This window comes from Streptomyces sp. NPDC008238 (genome assembly GCF_042956445.1).
Classification (GTDB): Bacteria; Actinomycetota; Actinomycetes; order Streptomycetales; family Streptomycetaceae; genus Actinacidiphila.
The window spans coordinates 130,909-148,097 of sequence record NZ_JBIBGK010000019.1 but is presented as its reverse complement, the minus strand read 5'-3'; the positions used below and the strand labels follow the sequence as shown (position 1 = coordinate 148,097).

Annotated in this window: 15 protein-coding genes and 1 pseudogene; 4 read left to right on the top strand and 12 right to left on the bottom strand. The window is 72.9% G+C overall.

Features of this window, described 5'->3' with window-relative positions; all coding sequences use genetic code 11:
* Positions 1–90: 90 nt before the first annotated feature.
* The 4 genes from ACFZAU_RS30415 to ACFZAU_RS30400 all read right to left on the bottom strand — a co-directional run bounded on the left by ACFZAU_RS30415 (position 91) and on the right by ACFZAU_RS30400 (position 4,820).
* Positions 91–2,868: an ATP-binding protein gene (locus ACFZAU_RS30415; RefSeq protein ID WP_500554794.1), complete on the bottom strand. Its 2,778-nt coding sequence runs from the start codon at positions 2,866–2,868 to the stop codon at positions 91–93.
* Positions 2,869–3,056: 188 nt separating this feature from the next.
* Positions 3,057–3,665 (bottom strand): hypothetical protein, encoded by a 609-nt coding sequence (locus ACFZAU_RS30410; protein ID WP_500554793.1) that lies wholly within the window; start codon positions 3,663–3,665, stop codon positions 3,057–3,059.
* A gap of 229 nt (positions 3,666–3,894) precedes the next feature.
* On the bottom strand, positions 3,895–4,341 hold the full coding sequence (locus ACFZAU_RS30405) for a winged helix DNA-binding protein (RefSeq protein ID WP_500554792.1): 447 nt from the start codon (positions 4,339–4,341) through the stop codon (positions 3,895–3,897).
* On the bottom strand, positions 4,338–4,820 hold the full coding sequence (locus ACFZAU_RS30400) for a MarR family winged helix-turn-helix transcriptional regulator (RefSeq protein WP_500554791.1): 483 nt from the start codon (positions 4,818–4,820) through the stop codon (positions 4,338–4,340). The genes ACFZAU_RS30405 and ACFZAU_RS30400 overlap by 4 nt, the downstream gene beginning before the upstream one ends.
* A gap of 250 nt (positions 4,821–5,070) precedes the next feature.
* Here ACFZAU_RS30400 and ACFZAU_RS30395 point away from each other — a divergent pair, with 250 nt between their 5' ends.
* Genes ACFZAU_RS30395 through ACFZAU_RS30385 form a run of 3 tightly spaced genes read left to right on the top strand, consistent with a single transcriptional unit; the run spans position 5,071 to position 10,151 of the window.
* Positions 5,071–6,012 carry an ABC transporter ATP-binding protein gene (locus ACFZAU_RS30395; protein WP_500554790.1) on the top strand — a complete coding sequence of 314 codons (942 nt, stop codon included), beginning with the start codon at positions 5,071–5,073 and terminating at the stop codon, positions 6,010–6,012.
* Positions 6,009–7,370, top strand: coding sequence for an ABC-2 transporter permease family protein (locus ACFZAU_RS30390; protein ID WP_500554789.1), 1,362 nt, complete (start codon positions 6,009–6,011; stop codon positions 7,368–7,370). The genes ACFZAU_RS30395 and ACFZAU_RS30390 overlap by 4 nt, the downstream gene beginning before the upstream one ends.
* Before the next feature lie 6 nt (positions 7,371–7,376).
* Positions 7,377–10,151, top strand: a complete 2,775-nt coding sequence (locus ACFZAU_RS30385) for a bifunctional YncE/alkaline phosphatase family protein (RefSeq protein ID WP_500554788.1) — start codon at positions 7,377–7,379, stop codon at positions 10,149–10,151.
* Between the two features lie 97 nt (positions 10,152–10,248).
* On the opposite strand, the gene ACFZAU_RS30380 is transcribed toward ACFZAU_RS30385, so the two are convergent.
* From ACFZAU_RS30380 to ACFZAU_RS30345, 8 genes and pseudogenes are all read right to left on the bottom strand, one after another.
* On the bottom strand, positions 10,249–11,217 hold the full coding sequence (locus ACFZAU_RS30380) for an MIP/aquaporin family protein (protein ID WP_500554787.1): 969 nt from the start codon (positions 11,215–11,217) through the stop codon (positions 10,249–10,251).
* Positions 11,218–11,250: 33 nt separating this feature from the next.
* Positions 11,251–12,093 carry an enoyl-CoA hydratase/isomerase family protein gene (locus ACFZAU_RS30375; protein WP_500554786.1) on the bottom strand — a complete coding sequence of 281 codons (843 nt, stop codon included), beginning with the start codon at positions 12,091–12,093 and terminating at the stop codon, positions 11,251–11,253.
* Positions 12,094–12,208: 115 nt separating this feature from the next.
* On the bottom strand, positions 12,209–12,688 hold the full coding sequence (locus tag ACFZAU_RS30370) for a DUF3558 family protein (protein ID WP_500554785.1): 480 nt from the start codon (positions 12,686–12,688) through the stop codon (positions 12,209–12,211).
* Between the two features lie 200 nt (positions 12,689–12,888).
* Positions 12,889–13,143 carry a DUF6928 family protein gene (locus tag ACFZAU_RS30365; RefSeq protein WP_500554784.1) on the bottom strand — a complete coding sequence of 85 codons (255 nt, stop codon included), beginning with the start codon at positions 13,141–13,143 and terminating at the stop codon, positions 12,889–12,891.
* Positions 13,144–13,262: 119 nt separating this feature from the next.
* Positions 13,263–13,604 (bottom strand): annotated as a pseudogene (locus ACFZAU_RS30360) (DUF6928 family protein); the annotation flags it as partial.
* A 204-nt stretch (positions 13,605–13,808) separates the two neighbouring features.
* Complete coding sequence (locus ACFZAU_RS30355; RefSeq protein ID WP_500554783.1) at positions 13,809–14,909, bottom strand: PLP-dependent cysteine synthase family protein; 1,101 nt, start codon at positions 14,907–14,909, stop codon at positions 13,809–13,811.
* A gap of 106 nt (positions 14,910–15,015) precedes the next feature.
* The gene (locus tag ACFZAU_RS30350; protein WP_500554782.1) at positions 15,016–15,390 is read right to left on the bottom strand and encodes a hypothetical protein; all 375 of its coding nucleotides are present in this window, start codon (positions 15,388–15,390) and stop codon (positions 15,016–15,018) included.
* 38 nt (positions 15,391–15,428) lie between these two features.
* Positions 15,429–15,788, bottom strand: a complete 360-nt coding sequence (locus ACFZAU_RS30345; protein WP_500464109.1) for an ArsR/SmtB family transcription factor — start codon at positions 15,786–15,788, stop codon at positions 15,429–15,431.
* A gap of 61 nt (positions 15,789–15,849) precedes the next feature.
* On the opposite strand from ACFZAU_RS30345, the gene ACFZAU_RS30340 reads away from it, so the two are divergent.
* Entirely contained in the window at positions 15,850–17,022 is a 1,173-nt protein-coding gene (locus ACFZAU_RS30340) for a cation diffusion facilitator family transporter (RefSeq protein ID WP_500554781.1), read from the top strand.
* Positions 17,023–17,189: the final 167 nt, after the last annotated feature.

Here is a 17,189-nt window from a genome sequence, read left to right as displayed (position 1 = left end):
TCCCCGGCCCATTCCCCCATCACCATGAAAACGAGTCTGGTCCCACCGCTCACACGACCGGACCAGAACCCCAAGATCTTCACCAGTCTTCTAGCGCTTGGCCAGGCCCGTCAGGGCGTCGCGGAGCGCCGCGCGCGAGGTGATGCCGAGCTTGGGGAAGACCCGGCCCAGGTGGCCGCCCACGGTCCGGGGCGAGAGGTAGAGCCGCTCGGCGATCTGCTTGTTGGTCAGACCGGAGGCCGCGAGGTGGGCGATCTCGAGCTCCTGCGGGGTGAGGCCGACCGACTCGGGGCCGTCGGCGCGCTTGACCATCCAGCCGGTCGCCTGCAGGCTGCGCTTCGCCCGCTCCGCCCACGGATGGGCGCCGAGTTGCTCGAAGGTCGCGAGCGCCGCACCCAGCGACGCCCTGGCGTCGGTGGTCGAACGCGCCTTGCGCAGCCGCTCCCCGTAGGCGAGGGTCACGCGTGCCAGGTCGAAGGGCCACTGCTGCACGCCGGGGTGCGACAGGGCCCGTTCGAACAACTCGATCGCCTCCTCGTCCGCCTCGGCGGCCATCGCGGCGGACGCGTCGACGTGCAGGGCCCTGCGCGGGGAGAGCGCGGCGATCCCCGCGTGCCGGGCGGCCGCCGCGTGGGCGGTGGCCTCCGCCGGGCGCTGGGTGCGTACCGCCGCCTCCACCACGTCCCCGACCACCAGCAGCGCCACGGGGGTGTACGGGGCCAGCTCCCCGGGCGGGCTGATGGCGACCGCGTGCCGGTAGGCACGCTCGAAGTCGCCCTCCGCCTGGGCGACGAGCACCCGGATGTGCTCGGCCAGGGTCACCACGTGGTGCGCGCCACGGGACGTCCCCCAGGCGGCCATCGAGTCGGCCGTCTCCTCGGCGGTGCCGGCTTCGCCACGCGCCGCCGCGACGACGGCCTTGTAGTAGAGGAAGTACCAGGAGACGGCCTCGAAGGCGTGCTCCCTGCACAGCCGCAGCCCCTCGTCGGCGAGTTCGGTCGTGTCGTCCCACCGGCCCGAGAGGAACGCGTCCGTGCACAGCAGCGGGAGGGTGGCGATCTGCCTGCGCCCCTGGGACGGTACGCGCGAGACGGCGTCGCGCACCGCGGAGAGCCGGTCGGCGGCGATGCTCGCGGTGCCGATCCGCGTGATCCTCGACGGGGCGGTCTCCTGCGGCAGGCCCGCGATGAGCTCCTCCAGGCCGGCCAGGGTGGGCAGCGCGGTGCGTGCCGGATCGCCCTGGGTGGCGACGTTCACCGCCAGCAGGCGGGGCGCGTCGGGCCCGAGCCGGTCCAGGATCTTGTGGAGGGGCGTCCACAACTCCTCCCGGCCGCCCAGGCAGCACAGCAGCAGCAACAGGTAGAGGGCCTCCTCCAGGGCCGGGTCGCAGGTCCCGTGGGGATGGTCGCCGTTCTCGATCGCGCCGAGGAGCATCTGGTGGGCGGTGTCGATGTCCCCCTCGCCGTCGAGCAGACGGTGGACGGCGACCGCCGCCGAGTACAGGGACGCGCGGTCGTCGGAACCGAAGCGGCGGGCGTCCTCCAGGAGGCGGGAGGCCATGGTCAGTTCGCCGGAGGCGTCCGCGCGCAGGTAGGCGGCCGCGGCCAGGCGGCGGCCCCGGTCGGCGGCGCCGGGGCTCAGGTGCGCGGCCTTGGTGAGCGCCCGTATCGCGGCGATGGCGTCGCCGCGCCGCAGGACCCGGTGGGCGGTGCCCTCCAGCAACGCGGCGACGTCCTCGTCCTGTTCGACGCTCGCCTCCCCCAGGTGCCACGCCCGCTGCTCGGGCCGGTCGTGCAGCACCTCGGCGAGTTCGCGGTGCACGCGGCGGCGCTCCGCGGAGGTCGACGCGTCCACGACCGCGGCACGGAACAGCGGGTGCCGGAAGCTCAGGCGGTGGTGCAACTCCTCGATGAGGACGAGTCCGTCGCGCTCGGCCGCCTCCAGGTCGACCAGGTCGGCCCCGGCGCCGAGCCTCCGCGCGGCGCACTGCACGACGGCCAGGTCCCCCGTCCCCTCCAGCGCGGGCACCAGCAGCAGGCGCCGGGTCGCGGCCGGCAGGTCCGCCACGCACGAACCGAAGACCTCGCGCAGACGGCGGGTGAGCGGCAGCGCGGCCGGCCGGCACTCCACCCCGGCGCGCTGCGGCCCGCTCAGGGCCGTCGGCAGTTCGACCAGGGCCAGCGGATTGCCCTCGGCGGCGGTGACGACGCACTCCACGACGGGCCCGGCGAGGTCAGGATGGCACGCGCCCGCCAGCAGTCGCGACGCGTCGTCGTCCAGCGGCAGTACCTCGTACTCGGTGCGCACTCCGGCCTCGGCGCACCCGCGGTGTCCCCGGCGGGCGGCGGCCAGGAACCTGACCCTGCTGCCCGCGAGCCGCCGGGCCACGAAGCCCAGCACGGCCGCACTGGCCCGGTCCACGGCCTGCATGTCGTCCACGACCAGCAGGACCGGCGTCGTCGCGGCGGCGCGACGCAGCAGTACCAGGGCCGCGTTGGAGACGAGGTAGCGCTCGGGCGGCGGCCCGTCGCCGAAGCCGAGGGCCACCCGCAGGGCCTCGTGGTGCGCCCGGTCCAGGGCCTGCGGGTCCGCCTCCTCCCACAGCGGGAAGAGGAGCTGGTTGAGCGCCGCGTACTCGACGTCCCTCTCGGACCGTGTGCCCGCCGCACGCAGCACCCGGGCGCCGGCTGCCAGCGCCCGGGTGGCGAGGTGGCCGAGCAGCGCCGACTTGCCCACGCCGGGATCGCCGGACAGCAGCAGCGCACCGCCTGAATCGACCGAGCCGAGCAGTTCCTCGATGCGGTCCACGTCCGCCGCGCGGCCCACCAGCCCCTGGGGCGTGCCGTCGCCGACGTCGGCTGTGTACACCGAGGATTGCATTCGAAGGTTTCTGGCTCTCTGGTTCGGGGCGCGGACGCAAGCATTCTCACACGGCACGGATGGCGCACACGGGCCGGAAAGGGTGACTTCCGCCTCACGACCGAACCGGAATTCACTTTCCGTATTCCCGGTGTACGGACAGCCGATTTTCCTCATTCAAGACGCCGCGGTGCAGGTCAGCTTCGTGGAAGCCAGTGACTGAGGGCATTGATGAGCCGTTCCAGCGCGGGCACCTTGCTGGAGCGGTCCGTCACGATCGTGCGGCCGCCGAATTGCAGGGTGTACTGGAACATGTCCATTGCACCCATGTTCATCGTGAGGTCCGGGACGTCCTCCAGCGCCGGGTCGCCGAGCAGGAGCCGCAATTCCCTGAACCGGGCAGCGTCGGCCCGGCGCAGTACGGGTTCGCCCTTGTCCCTGGTGAGAACGGCACCGTCGCCCCTGACCGTCACCTGCTGATGGACGCCCGCGAAGCCACCGCCGACGGTCATCACCACCAGTTTCTGTCCGGGTCCGCGAACGGGCACCGGCGTCGCGGTGCGGGTCCGCGAGGACGGCGATGTCGGCCGGGACGGAGAGGCGGAGGTGGAGGTGGAGGCCGACGCGGATGCCGGCACGGTCGGTGCGCCGGGCGCCGAGGACACGGAGGAAGCGGTCGCGGTGACCGACGGACCGTCCGCGGGCGCCCCCGACGTCTCGCCGATGGTGAGGGTGCAGCCCGTGGAGCCCACCGCCCCGGCGGCGAGGACCACGCCGGCCAGCAACGCCCTGCCCAGTGTCCGCACGGCTCTCTCCCCCGTCGGCCGACCGCCTCGACTCAGGCCTGGATACCACGGAATGACGTCCTCCGACCCCGGGCCGCCGCGGTCACGTCCCCTGCGCCCGGGCCCGTCGGCCCGTCACCCGGTCGGCTACTGAGGGTGCGTCAGGTATCGCCCGGGGAGATTCTTGCGGCGGGAGCGGCGGCACGGGTCCGCCGCGGACGGACCGGAACGCCCCCGCCGGACGAGGGCCTCAGACCCCGGCCAGTTCCGCGTTCGCGCGCTCCTTGACCAGGGTCAGCACGCGGCCCGCCACGGCGAGGTCCCCGGCCGGGATACCGGCGTACAGCCGCGCGGAGATCGCCGCGGTCTCCCTGGTGGTGGTCCCGTACAGCCGCCGTCCGGCGTCCGTCAGCCGTATCCGGGACGCCTCCGACGGATCCTCCTCCAGCAGCTTCCCGTCCGTGAGCTCCTCGATGACGCCGCGCACGGCCGACTCGCCGGTCTTCAGCGAGCCGGTGACGTCGCGGACGAGCGCGTCCCGGCCGGTGGCCCCGCCCGCGGCCACGACGGCCCGGAGCGCCACGTTCTGCTGGAACGTGACACCGTGGCGGGTCAGCACCCCCTCCAGGAGGGCGCGCGCGGCGTAGTGCGCCAGGGCGATGACACGGCCGTCGGTCGTGGGTGCGGTGGTGGTCATGACTGCTCCTCGCCGTTCTCGGTGTACGGATCAAGAGGTGCGTCGATCAGGGTCGTCAGCTCGTGGATCAACTGCCGGGTGCGCGGGCCGTCCTGGCCCCCGAGCGGCTCCAGCAACCGGTCCAGCAGGCCCTGGACCACGTCGACGGCGCGTCGCGTGACCTCCCGCCCCTGCTCGGTGAGCGAGAGCTGCATGGCGCGCGGGTCGCGCGGGTCCCGGGTGCGGGTGACGAGCCCGGCCGTCTCCAGGGCCCGGGCGAGCTTGGAGACGTAGAGCGGTTCGAGTCCCGTGTGGTCGGCGAGCCGGCGCTGACTGGGCCGCAGCCCGGAGCGCGACATGCCGTACAGCGAGGCCATCACCGCGTACTGGGCGTGGGTCAGGCCCAGCGGCGCGACCGCCCGGTCGACGGCCACCCGCCACTTCATCGACAGGCGCCAGACCAGGAATCCCGGCGTGGCGCTCTCCATTGCTGAACTCACCCCACATACAGTACATGGCTACTATGTACATGGATACTAAAATCTCGAGGGTTCCCGCTCGCGCCGCACCCGTCCCCAGGCGGCGCGCCCCCTACGCCCGGTTCTGCCCAAGTCCGGCTCGGTGGGGCCCACTTCGCGCACCGGACTTGCCGATGTCTTGACGATACGTTCAATGGCCATTCAACCAACCGTCCCTGGCGGGGGCCGACGCCCTTCCTAAGGTCCATGAGCGTTGCGGAAGAAGGGACTCATGGACACACTCCTCGCAGTCCGTGCTCGCGGAATCACCAAGTGCTTCGGTGACGTCGTCGCACTCGACGGCGTCGACCTCGACGTGACGCAGGGACAGATCCACGGCCTGGTCGGCCCGAACGGCGCAGGCAAGACCACACTGCTCGGCCTCATGCTGGGCCTGGCCGTCGCCGACGGCGGCGACCTCGAGATCCTGGGCACACCGGTCGGCAGGGCGCTCGCCGCGCCCGACGGCGTGGCCGGCTTCGTGGACGGGCCCGGCCTCTACCCGTCGCTCACCGCCCGGCAGAACCTGGCCGCGCTCGCCGCGCTCCGCGGGCAGGACGCGCGGACCGCCGGGATCGACGACGTACTGGCCCAGGTCGGGCTCACGGACGTCGCCGACGACCGCGCCCGCGGGTTCTCGCTCGGCATGCGCCAGCGGCTCGGGCTCGCCGCCGCCCTGCTGACCAGACCCCGGCTGCTCGTGCTCGACGAACCGGCCAACGGCCTGGACCCGGCGGGCAAGAGGCACGTCCACGGGGTCCTCACCCGGCTCGCGGACGAGGGGACCGCCGTCGTGCTGTCGAGCCACCGCATGGACGACCTGGAGGCCCTGTGCTCCGAGGTCACCATCCTCGCCACCGGACGGGTCGTCTTCTCGGGCCCGCTGGGCAAGCTGGCCGCCGAGAACCGCGAACTCGACTACCGGCTGCTCACCTCCGACCCGCGGGCCGCCCGGGAACTGGCCCTCGGCACGGACGGCATCCGCGTCGTCGACGACGCGGGCGTACGGAACGACGGCGAGGTGCTCGTCGTCCGCGCGCTGGTGCCCGCCCTCGACGAACTCGTGGTGGGGCTCGTGCGGGCCGGCATCGCACCGCGCGAACTCGCGCCCGTCGTCTCCCCGCTCGAGGCGGCGTTCCTCGCCCTCACCCAGCAGCAGGAGGCCGGCCGATGACCGCAGCGACCGCCGTCGCCGACAACGTTGTCCCCGCCCGCCGCGTACCCGTCTCGCGCGGCTACCGCTTCGAACTGGTCAAACTGGTCTCCCAGTGGCGGATCCGGCTGCTGGTCCTGGCCTGCTGGATCGCGCCGGCGCTCTTCGTCGCCGCGGTGAGCCGGCAGAGCACGCTGCCCGTCGACACCCTCTTCGGCCGCTGGATGCACGCCACGGGGTGGGCGGGACCACTGGTCATGCTCGGCTTCGCGGGTACCTGGGCTCTCCCCCTGCTGACCTCGGTGGTCGCCGGTGACGTGTTCGCCTCGGAGGACCGGCTCGGCACCTGGCGCCACCTGCTGGTCGCGGTCCGCTCGCCCCGGCGGATCTTCCTGGCGAAGGTGCTGGCCAGCCTCACCGTCCTGCTGCTCCTCGTGGCCGGGATGGCCTGCTCCAGCGCGGTCGGCGGGGTCCTGGCGGTCGGCAACCAGCCGCTGGTCGGCCTCGACGGCCACCTGCTGACGCCGTCCGACGCCGCCGGACAGGTCTTCCTCGCCTGGCTCTGCGCCCTCGCCCCGACCCTGGCGCTCGCCGGGATCGGCCTGCTCGGCTCCATCGCCCTGGGCCGGTCCCCGATGGGGCTGCTGCTGCCCGCGCTCGTCGCCCTCGCCATGCAGCTCGCGCAGATGATGCCGCTCCCCGTCGCCGTGCGCCTGGCCCTGCCCGGCTACGCCTTCATCTCCTGGAACGGGCTGTTCACCGGCCCCCGGCAACTGGCGCCGCTGCTCATCGGCATCGCGGTCAGCCTGGTGTGGGCCGTGACCGCGACGGTCCTGGCCTACCTGCTCTTCCTGCGGCGCGACTTCACCAACCTCACCGACGACGGCTCGCCGCGCCGCGCGCTCCTCGTGGGCGTACTGCCGCTGGCCGGGCTGCTCGCTGCGACGGTCGCCGTCGTCACCGCGACGACCACGGCCACGGGCTCCGGGGTCGAGCAGGACAAGGTGCAGCGCTCGGTCGCCACGGCCTTCGCGCACCTGTACCGCATGCAGACCGAGCAGCTCAACCGCCCCGCCGTCACCGAGGCGCAGCTGGGGGCCACGGCCGCGTGCACCAAAGGCAGCGTCGCGGACAGCGCCGAGGGCCCCGGCAACGACTGGCGCTGCGTCGTCTCCTGGCACCTCCCCGGCGTCACGGCCACGGGCCAGGCCGTCTACCAGCTCGACGTCACTCCGGACGGGCGGTACGTCGCCGACGGCGACGGACCGAAGGAAGTCAACGGCTACTTCCTGGTGCGGACCCCGGTGGGGGACGCGCCGAACCCGCTCTGGCAGTTCGACGGCAACGTCGAACTGCTCGCCACCTCCCCGAAGGGATAACTCAAAATGCAGGTCACTCGTCGCCGCCGCGCGGACGCCGAGAGGGACGCCCACGCCCTCCCCGGCCGCCGGTTCGGCAGCCGCAGAAGCCTGACGCTGGCCGCCGCGACCGCCGTCGTCCTCGCCACCGGCACCGGCATCGGGTTCGCCCAGACCACCCAGTTCGGCCACGACCAGGTCGGCCAGGTCACCGGCAAGGGTCAGGTCGTCTCCGCCGACCAGTACATCGCCCCCTACGGTGAGCGCCTCGTCATCGACAACGGCAAGATCATGTCGTCCTCGGTCAGCCCGGACGGCACCCACCTCGCGGCCTCGGTCACCGACGGCGGCGTGGCGCTGGCCGTCGTGGACCTGAAGAGCTGGAAGGTCCAGCAGCTCGTCGGCAACTCCGCGTCCGCGAACCTGCGCATCGCGAGCAACAGCGTGGGCCAGGAGGGCCCCACGTACTCGCCCGACGGTACGCAGCTGTGGCTGGGCCAGACCGACGGCTACACCCGGTTCACCGTGAACCCCGACGGCAGCCTCGCCGACCCGACGTCCGTCACCATCCCGGCGGACGGCTCCAAGCACGCCCTGGTGGGCGAGCCGGTGTTCTCCTCCGACGGCTCCACCGTGTACGCCGCGGTCAACGGGCAGAACCGCGTGGTCGCGATCGACGCGGCCACCGGGACCGTCAAGCAGAGCTGGGCCGTGGGCAACGCCCCGCGCGACATGGTCGTGGCCGGCTCCAAGCTGTACGTCAGCAACGAGGGCGGGCGGCCGGCGAAGCCCGGCGAGAGCACCATCAACTCGTACGGCACGCAGGTGCCGGCCGACCCGAAGACCGGTGCCACCACCACCGGCACGGTCAGCGTCATCGACCTCGCCGACCCGGCGGCCGCCGTCGCGAGCATCGACGTGGGGCTGCACCCGACCGCCCTGTACGCCAAGAAGGGCGCGCTGTTCGTCACGGACACCGCCACCAACGACGTCTCGGTCATCGACACCCGCAAGAACAAGGTCGTGCAGACCATCGCCACCCAGCCGTGGCCCGAGGCGTCGGTGGGCTACGAGCCCAACGCCGTCACGCTCACCGACGACGGCCACCTGCTGGTGACGCTGGGCCGCGCCAACGCGGTCGCCGTCTACCGCTACACGTCCCCGCAGGAGCCGGTCGGCTACGTCGGCCTCCTCCCGACGGACTACTTCCCCGCGGAGATCGCCACCGTGGGCAAGCAGGTCGTGGTCTCCAACACCCGCGGCGTCGACGCCCGCCGGCCCACCACCGCCGCCGGGCACGGCACCCACGACACCACCTCCAGCGTCCAGCGGTTCACGCTGCCGAGCGAGAAGGTCATCAAGGCCCAGACGGCCAAGGTCTTCGAGCAGAACGGCTGGACCAAGGGCTCGGTCGAGCTCGCGAAGGACAAGGGCAAGGGCAAGGGCCACGCCAAGCCGGTGGCCGTCCCGAAGCGGCTCGGCGACCCGTCGACGATCAAGCACGTCTTCCTGATCGTCAAGGAGAACCGGACCTACGACCAGGTCTTCGGCGACATCCCGCAGGGCAACGGCGACCCGTCGCTCGCGGAGTTCGGCGAGAACGTGACGCCGAACCAGCACGCCCTGACCCGGCAGTTCGGGCTGTACGACAACACGTACGACATCGGCACGAACTCCGCCGAGGGCCACAACTGGCTGATGCAGGCGGACAACCCGGAGTACACCGAGTCCTCCGCCGGTGAGTACGCCCGCAGCTACGACACCGAGGACGACGCCCTCGGCCACCAGCGCACCGGTTTCGTCTGGACCGGCGCGCAGGCGGCGGGCAGGACCGTGCGGGACTTCGGCGAGTTCCACCAGTTCCTGACCAAGCCGTCCGGCGCGACCTGGCAGAACCTGTACTGCGACACCAGGAACATGCGGGCCACCGGGGACGACACCGCCTACAAGCTGACGTCGTCCTCGCCGATCCCGTCGCTCAACAGCGTCTCCGTGCCCGGCTTCCCGAAGTTCGACACCGCCGTCCCGGACGTCTACCGCGCCGAGATATGGAAGCAGGACTTCGAGAAGTACGGTCCGGCGAACCTGAACATGTTCTGGCTCTCCAGCGACCACACCGGCGGGACCGCGGGCCCCGCCGCCCAGGTCGCCGACAACGACCTCGCGGTCGGCCGGATCGTCGACGAGATCTCGCACAGCGCGTACTGGAAGGACTCCGCGATCTTCGTGGTCGAGGACGACTCCCAGGCCGGTCTCGACCACGTCGACGGCCACCGTGCCCCGATCCAGATCATCAGCCCCTGGGCCGGCCACGGCACCGTCGACAGCCGCTACTACTCGCAGATCACGATGATCCGCACCATCGAGCAGATCCTCGGGATCCACCCGATGAACCAGAAGGACAGCGCGGCCACCCCGATGTTCGGGGCGTTCACGAAGAAGCCGGACTACACGCCCTTCACCGCGCTGCCCAACCGAGTCCCGCTCACCGACGGCCTCAAGACCCCGCCGGCCTGCGGCCTGGACACCCCGGCCCCGCAGGACCCGGCCGCCGCGGCCGTCCCCGCCACGACGGTGCCGGCGGACAAGAAGGCCCTCGCGGCGAAGTGGGAGGACTGGCAGTCCCAGCAGCGGCTGACCGGCCCCGGCGCGCGGCCGGACTTCGCCAACCCCGCGCAGATGAACCACCTCACCTGGTACCGGACGCACGGGTGGAAGCAGCCGTACCCCGGCGAGCACGAGGTCTTCGCCCCGGAGGACGTGCCGGGCGCCTACATCCCGTCGGCGGAGAACGACGGCTGAGGCAGGCGGACATCGCACGAGGGGCCTCCGGCCGGCGCCACCGCCGGCCGGAGGCCCCTCGCCGTACGCCGACGCCGGCGCGCGGACCGGGCCGAGTTCAGCCGCGCTGCGGGACGGTCCCCGGCTCCGGCGTCGTCGTCACCGGTCGCGTGCAGCCGACCTCCGGGACCTTGGCCATGCGCGTGCGGATGTGCAGCACGTCGCCGATGAACAGGTCGTAGACCAGGACCCCGATGACACCGCCGATGAGGGGGCCCACGATGGGGACCCAGAAGTAGTCGCTGAAGGCACCGGGCTGCGAGCCCGGCAGGGCGAGTTCACCCCAGCCCATGGCCCAGGCGAACAGCCGCGGGCCGAAGTCGCGGGCGGGGTTGATGGCGTAGCCCGCGTTCGCGCCGTAGGACAGGCCGATCGCGGCGACGGCCAGGCCGATGACGACCGGGCCCAGGTAGACCCGCACGGCGGGGTTGCGCAGGTCGATGACGGCCATGATGAAGATGAGCATGAACGCCGCGCCGACGATCTGGTCCACGAGCGGGCCCCACAGACTCCCTTGGAAGTACGGGGCCGGGACCGTGCCGAAGATCGAGAAGCTGGCGAGGGTGTGCCCGTCCGTCTTCGGGCCCTTCATCGCCCGGTCGAAGGCGTTGATCGCGTCGTGGTACACCACGTAGACCAGCACCGCCGCGGCGAAGGCGCCGACCAGTTGCGCGACCACGTACGGGACGACCTTGACCCACGGGAAACGGCGGCGCACCGCGAAGGCGAGCGTGACCGCGGGGTTGAGGTGGGCGCCGCTGACGCCGCCCGCGACGTACACGCCGAAGGTCACGGCCAGGCCCCAGCCGAGCACGGGCATCACCCAGTCCCCGGCGCCCACGAAGCTCGTGGTGGCTCCCGCGGTACGGCCGGAACCGGGCAGCGCCGCGACCGCCATGGCCGCCACGCCGCAGCCGAAGGAGACGAGGACGAACATCCCCAGGAACTCCGCGAGGCATTCGCCCAGCAGTCCCCCTCGGCGCCGGAGGCGGGAGGGGCTCACCAGGGGCGGGATCTCGACAGTCATGGGCCTCCCTAGGGACCGGGCGTCGGCGGACGTCTACGCGTCGGCGCCCGCGTGGTACTGGTACCGCGTGACCCAGTGCGGGAGATCGCGCTCGAGGTCGCTGCGCTGCTGGAGCCCCGCCTCGAACAGGTGGCGTGCGACGTGCTGCTGCGCGGGACGGTTGGCCGCGGCCCAGAAGGCGTCCATCTGGTCCTTGAACTCCCCGTCGGGCCGCAGGGTGGCGACGTTGACGAAGTGCTTGATGTCCTTGATCGTCTGCAGGTCGAAGGAGGAGATCCGCGAGGCCAGTCCGTCGACGAAGCCGTCGAGCTCGGCGTCGGGGAAGGCACGGTTCAGGTAGCCGTACCTTTCGGCGAGGTCCCCGTCCATGTCGAGCCCGCCGAAGAGGATCTCGAAGGTCCGGCCCCGTCCGACCAGGGCGGGCAGACGGGTGGCGGGACCGCCCCCGGGGATGGCGCTCATGCCGATCTCGAACTGGCCGATGACGGCCTTCTCACGGCTGCCGAAACGCATGTCGGTGGCGAGCAGGAACTCGCTGCCCGCGCCGCGCGCGATGCCCCTGACGGAGGCGATGGTCGCCATGGGGAGCTTGCTGAGCCGGGTGAGCAGCGCGGTGAAGGGGTGGACCTCCTCCGGGTGCGCCAGGACGTACTCCAATTCCTCCTTGGCGGAGAGGTCGTAGTGCGCGATGAAGAACTCGGGGTCGGCGCTGTCGAAGACGATCACCGCGACACCCGACTGCTCCGCACGGGTGAAGACGGCGTCGAGTTCCCCCGTCATCGTCGAGTCGACGAGGTTGACGGGCGGGTTGTCGAAGGTCACGCGCCAGTGGGTGGGCGAGTGCTCGGTCAACGTGAACCGCGTCGGTGAGTCCATGGCTCCGACGCTAATCCCCGGCCGACGAGCGGCAACCCGGCCGCGTCCGGCCGGGGTGCGCCGTGCCCCGCGGGCCCCGGCGGCAGCCGGGCCTCCGGGACCCGCGGGCGCCGGGTCACACTCTCGTGCGGACGAGGTCGATCAGCTTCGCCTCGGACTTCTTGTCGGCGTCCCGCTTGAGGGTGACGACCTGCAGGGTGCACTGCCGGCCGTCGACGGTGAACGCGGTCATCATCGACTCGGCGCCGTCGATGCCCGAACCCGCCGTGCCCGGGGAGCCGATGCTCAGGGTGACGGAGTGGTAGGTGTCGGGGTTCTCCCAGTTGCAGACGCTCTCGCCCACGCCGGAATCGGGATGACCGCCGTCGTTCTCCCCGATGACCGGCGTGACCTCCTCGGGCTTGAGTAGGGTGCAGGCGTCGATCTTCTTGCCGTCCGCCGACGAACCTCCGTCCGGGGCCGCTCCCTTGTCCTTCGCGGCGGAAGCGGGGGCCGACGTGCCGGAGGCCGGCTTCGCGCCGGTGTCCGACGAGCCGCAGGCGGTCGCTGTGGCGGCGAGGAGCACCAGGCCGACGATTGCCAGAGGTGAACGCATCACTGTTGGGTCCTCCGATGGTGGTGCGAGGGGCGGAGCGGCACTCCGGCCTCGTATCTCGGACCCAGAAGACGTCACCTCACGCCTGCCGAGTTGCGGCCCCCTGTCACAGGGGGGCAACCGAATGTCACCGCCCTGCGACAGGGCCGGGACCGTACCCCGGCCACCCCCTACGCGCCGGTTCCCGGGGCGGCCTCACCTCATGGGGCCGGGCGCTCGACCAGCGCCCCGTCGGGCCCGAGCGTGTAGAAGCGCGGTGGCCCCATGGCCTCGACCGCCCGTCTCATCTCCTCCCGCCTCTTCGCGGCACCGGCGCCGTCCGGGTCCCGCTGGAGGAAGCCGAGCAGTTCGACCCCCGTCGCGTCGACGTCGTCGGCCCGGGGCCTGCCCTCCATGACGAATCCGCAGAGAGCGCGCAGCGCGTCCTCGCCGAAGTCCAGGGGGTGGAAGGGCAACGGGTACGGTTCCTCCTCCTCATCCGGCCAGGGACGGTGTCGGCCGGCCGCTCCCCGGCCCAGTACGGACGCTCGAAGGGCAGCGGCTCACCGATGTCCTCGATGATCCCGTCGTCCGGCGACAGGCTCAGCGAGCGGACGAGGTGCCCGTCCTCCCACACCGCGAAGGCGCACCAGTCGACGGCGCTGTGCATGGCGTGCAGGACGATGCGCCTCCCCACACCGGCCGCGACGAGGTGCTCCGGGAGCAGGGAGGGGCGGTCGACCATCAACTCCCGGTCGCAGAGGACCTCCACTCCCGGCCAGGAGCCCGCGTAGACCGTGCCCTCCGGGGGATACACGGCCTCGCCCAGGTTCAGGCCCTCGGTCTCCTCCATCACCCGGCCCGGACAAAGGCGCTCCACCATCGCGGACGTGCGCCGCGAATTCGCGGTCCCCGCCTGCCGCAGCAGGTCGGGCACATCACCGTCCGCGTACACCAGCAGACCCGTCTTGGCTCCCACAGCCCCTCCCGAACGAACGTTCCCCGTTCCCCGCCATCCGTCCGCACACTAGCCGCCGCCTCCGACAGCGGGGCGGTCGTCCGCGTGCACGGCGCGACGGGCGGCCGTGTCCTCCGTGCCGGCGGCACGGAGGACACGGCCGCCCGATGCGGTGGTGCCGCGTCACACGGCCTCGGGCGCCTCCGCGGGGTGCGCCGGCGGGGCGATGAGGGAGGCCACGGGGTTCGTCACCGTGCGGCAGCGGGTCCAGCGGGCGGCCTCGGCGTCGCCCGGCGACGCGATCTCCGTCGGCTCCGTGGCCGGAGCCGCGCCGAGCAGCCCGCGGTCGCGGCAGTAGTCGTCGTCGTAGACCGTGGACAGGTAACGGTGCGGGCCGTCGGGGAAGACCGCCACGATGCGTGCCCCCGAGGAGTGGGTGCGGGCGGCCCAGCCGGCGACGAGGGCGACGGCACCGACGCTCCAGCCCCCCGACGCGTAGTGGGAGCGGGCCAGGGCGCGGCAGGTGTGGACGGCTTCGGCCGGGGCGACCCAGTGCACCTCCGTGAACTGCTCGTACGCCACGTTGCGGGAGTGGATGCTGCTGCCGATGCCCCGGACGAGGCGGGGCCTGACGGGCTGGCCGAAGGTGATCGAGCCGACGGTGTCCACCCCGATGACGTGCAGGTCCGGGTTGACGGCGCGCAGCGTGCGGCTGACGCCCGCCGAGTGGCCGCCGGTGCCGACGCTGGTGACCAGGACGTCCACCCGGCCCAGTTGCTCGATCAGTTCCCCGGCCAGGGGCGCGTAGGCGTCGGCGTTGTCGGGGTTGTCGTACGGGTCCGCGCACCACGACCCCGGTTCGGCGGCGAGCAGTTCGGCCACGCGCCTGCGGAAGGCCTCCTGCCAGCCCCGGTAGGGGTGGGCGTCGCGGACGATGTCGAGCCGGGCACCGCGCGAGCGCAGCAGGCGCTTCATGTCCGGCTCCAGGTCCGGGTCGGTCACCAGTGTGACGGGGTGGCCGAAGACCCGTCCGGCGAGCACCAGTCCGAGGCCGAAGGCGCCGCTGGTGGAGGCGACGACGGTCCCGCCGGGGAGGAGGTCGCCGCGCTCACGGGCACGGCCGACCATGTGGACGGCGGAGCGGTCCTCGATGCCGCCGGGGTTGGCGCCCTCGAGTTTCGCCCAGAAGCCGCGTCCGGGGGTGGTGAGGGGGTGGGAGATCCACAGCAGGGGCGTGTTGCCGACCGCGGAGGCGAGGTCGCGGCCGGTGGTGGGCTCGTTCATGGTGTCCGCCTTCTGGTGTCGTGAAGAGTGCCGTGCACGGCTCACCCGCCGCCCGTGTCCGCACGGGCGGGGTGAGGGACCGTCAGCCGGTCCGGGCGGGCGTCTCCTAGATGCGCCAGAGGCAGAGGACGGACGGTGCCGCCGTCGCTATGCGGGCGTCGGGGGCCGGGGCGCTGCCCGGCGTGTTGTGCGAGGCGGGCAGCCGTGCCGGCGCCCTTTCGGCGGCGCCGGTCTGCGCGGGGCCGGTGCCGTGCTCACGCGGTCCGGTGCGCGACCCGGGCAGTTCCGAGGTGCCGGGTGAACAGTCCTCGCCGGGGTGGTGCGGAGCGACGGGGTGGGGCCGCTCCTCGGCGTTCGCCGGATGGACGTGCGCGTGGGGTCCGTAGTGGACGTGCGCGGGCGAACCGGCCACGGTGAAGCAGAATGCGGCCAGCAGCGCGACGAGGAACGTCGGGCACGTTCCGCGGTGGCGGCCTCGCACAGGGCGCACATTACGCCATGAAGCGGCCCGGAACGGTCTCAGGCGTGCGGTGGTTCGCCCCTCAGATGGTGATCGGCGAGGTTGAGCACCTCGTCGACGAGCCTGCGCAGGTGGCCGTCGGCGAGTTCGTAGACGACCCGGCGGCCCTCCTTGCGGGAGGAGACCAGGCCCGCGAGCCGGAGTTTGGCCAGGTGCTGGCTGACGGCGGGACGCGCGGCGCCGGCCCGCTCGGTCAGCGTGGAGACGTCCGCCTCGCCCTGGGTCAGCGTGTGCAGCACCGCGAGCCGGGTGCGGTCGGCGAGCAGGCTCAGGATCTCGGCCCCGCGGGCGTAGTGCCCGGCGCCCGGCTCTCGCGGATGCGCACCATGCGCAGGTGACAGGTGCATGCGTGCGTTCATGTGCACATAATGACGGGAAGGCTCAGCCCGTGTCCACCGCGACTCCCCGGAAGGCGGTCCCATGAACGGCCGGCACACGCACAGCCGCGACCACGACCTCGGCGGCGGTCACGACCACGGTCACGGTCACGGTCACCGGAACGTGCACGCGCACGGCGAGGGCCACGACCACGGCCACGGTCGCGGTCCCGTCGAGAGCCACGCCCACGCCGAGAGCCACGCCCACGACCGCCCGGGCCTCCGGGGCACGGCCCGCCTGCGGCACCGGCTGGGACACCTGCTGCGCCCGCACTCCCACGAGTCCGCCGACAAGGTGGACCGGGCCCTGGAGTCCTCCGCCGAGGGCATGCGGTGCCTGTGGGTCTCGCTCGCCGTCCTCGGCGTCACCGCGATCGCCCAGGCCGTGGTCGTCGTCCTGTCCGGCTCGGTCGCCCTCCTCGGCGACACCGTGCACAACGCCGCCGACGCCCTCACCGCGCTGCCGCTCGCCGTCGCCTTCGTCCTCGGGCGGCGGGCCGCGACGCGGCGCTTCACCTACGGCTACGGCCGCGCCGAGGACCTGGCCGGGATCGCCATCGTCCTCACCATCACCGCCTCGGCCGGTTTCGCCGCCTGGACCGCCGTGGACCGGCTGCTGCACCCGCGGGACGTCGCCTACCTGCCCGCCGTCGCCGTCGCGGCGGTGATCGGCTTCCTCGGCAACGAATGGGTGGCCCGCTACCGCATCCGCGTCGGGCGCGGGATCGGCTCGGCCGCGCTCGTCGCCGACGGCCTCCACGCCCGTACCGACGGCTTCACCTCACTGGCCGTGCTGTTCGGCGCCGCGGGCTCGGCGCTGGGCTGGCGCCCGGCCGACCCGGTCGTCGGCCTCGCCATCACCGCGGCCATCCTGCTGGTGCTCCGGGACGCCGCGCGCGAGGTCTTCCGGCGCGTCATGGACGCCGTCGACCCGGCGCTGGTCGACGAGGCCGAGCGCGCCCTGCGCGCGGTGCCGGGCGTCCGGGAGGTGGCCGAGCTGCGCCTGCGCTGGATCGGGCACCGGCTGCGCGCCGAGGTGGCCGTGGTCGTCGACGGCGACCTCACCGTGCGCCGGGCCCACCAGGTCGCCGTCGCGGCCGAACACGCCCTGCTGCACGCGGTGCCCCGCCTGACCGCCGCCCTGGTGCACGCCGACCCCGCGCCCGTCCCGGGCATGGCCGACCCGCACGCCGAACTGGCCCACCACGCCGCGTGAACCCCGGGGGGACACCCCGGCCCCGCGAGGGTCCGCGGCGCGGCGAGCCGCGCCGCCCGCCACGACCGGCACCGCCCCGCCACCGGACACCACGTCAACCCCCTGACCGGGCACATCGGAGAGGTCCGGAACTGCCGCCAGTGCGCGCGCATCCGCCGGGACTTGAC

Bases quoted from the DNA above. Each gene is read 5' to 3' on its own strand.
- ACFZAU_RS30405 (WP_500554792.1), bottom strand. From the start codon at position 4,341: ATGACCACCACCGCACCCACGACCGACGGCCGTGTCATCGCCCTGGCG.
- ACFZAU_RS30395 (WP_500554790.1), top strand. From the start codon at position 5,071: ATGGACACACTCCTCGCAGTCCGTGCTCGCGGAATCACCAAGTGCTTC.
- ACFZAU_RS30390 (WP_500554789.1), top strand. From the start codon at position 6,009: ATGACCGCAGCGACCGCCGTCGCCGACAACGTTGTCCCCGCCCGCCGC.
- ACFZAU_RS30385 (WP_500554788.1), top strand. From the start codon at position 7,377: ATGCAGGTCACTCGTCGCCGCCGCGCGGACGCCGAGAGGGACGCCCAC.
- ACFZAU_RS30380 (WP_500554787.1), bottom strand. From the start codon at position 11,217: ATGACTGTCGAGATCCCGCCCCTGGTGAGCCCCTCCCGCCTCCGGCGC.
- ACFZAU_RS30375 (WP_500554786.1), bottom strand. From the start codon at position 12,093: ATGGACTCACCGACGCGGTTCACGTTGACCGAGCACTCGCCCACCCAC.
- ACFZAU_RS30370 (WP_500554785.1), bottom strand. From the start codon at position 12,688: ATGCGTTCACCTCTGGCAATCGTCGGCCTGGTGCTCCTCGCCGCCACA.
- ACFZAU_RS30355 (WP_500554783.1), bottom strand. From the start codon at position 14,909: ATGAACGAGCCCACCACCGGCCGCGACCTCGCCTCCGCGGTCGGCAAC.
- ACFZAU_RS30345 (WP_500464109.1), bottom strand. From the start codon at position 15,788: ATGAACGCACGCATGCACCTGTCACCTGCGCATGGTGCGCATCCGCGA.
- ACFZAU_RS30340 (WP_500554781.1), top strand. From the start codon at position 15,850: ATGAACGGCCGGCACACGCACAGCCGCGACCACGACCTCGGCGGCGGT.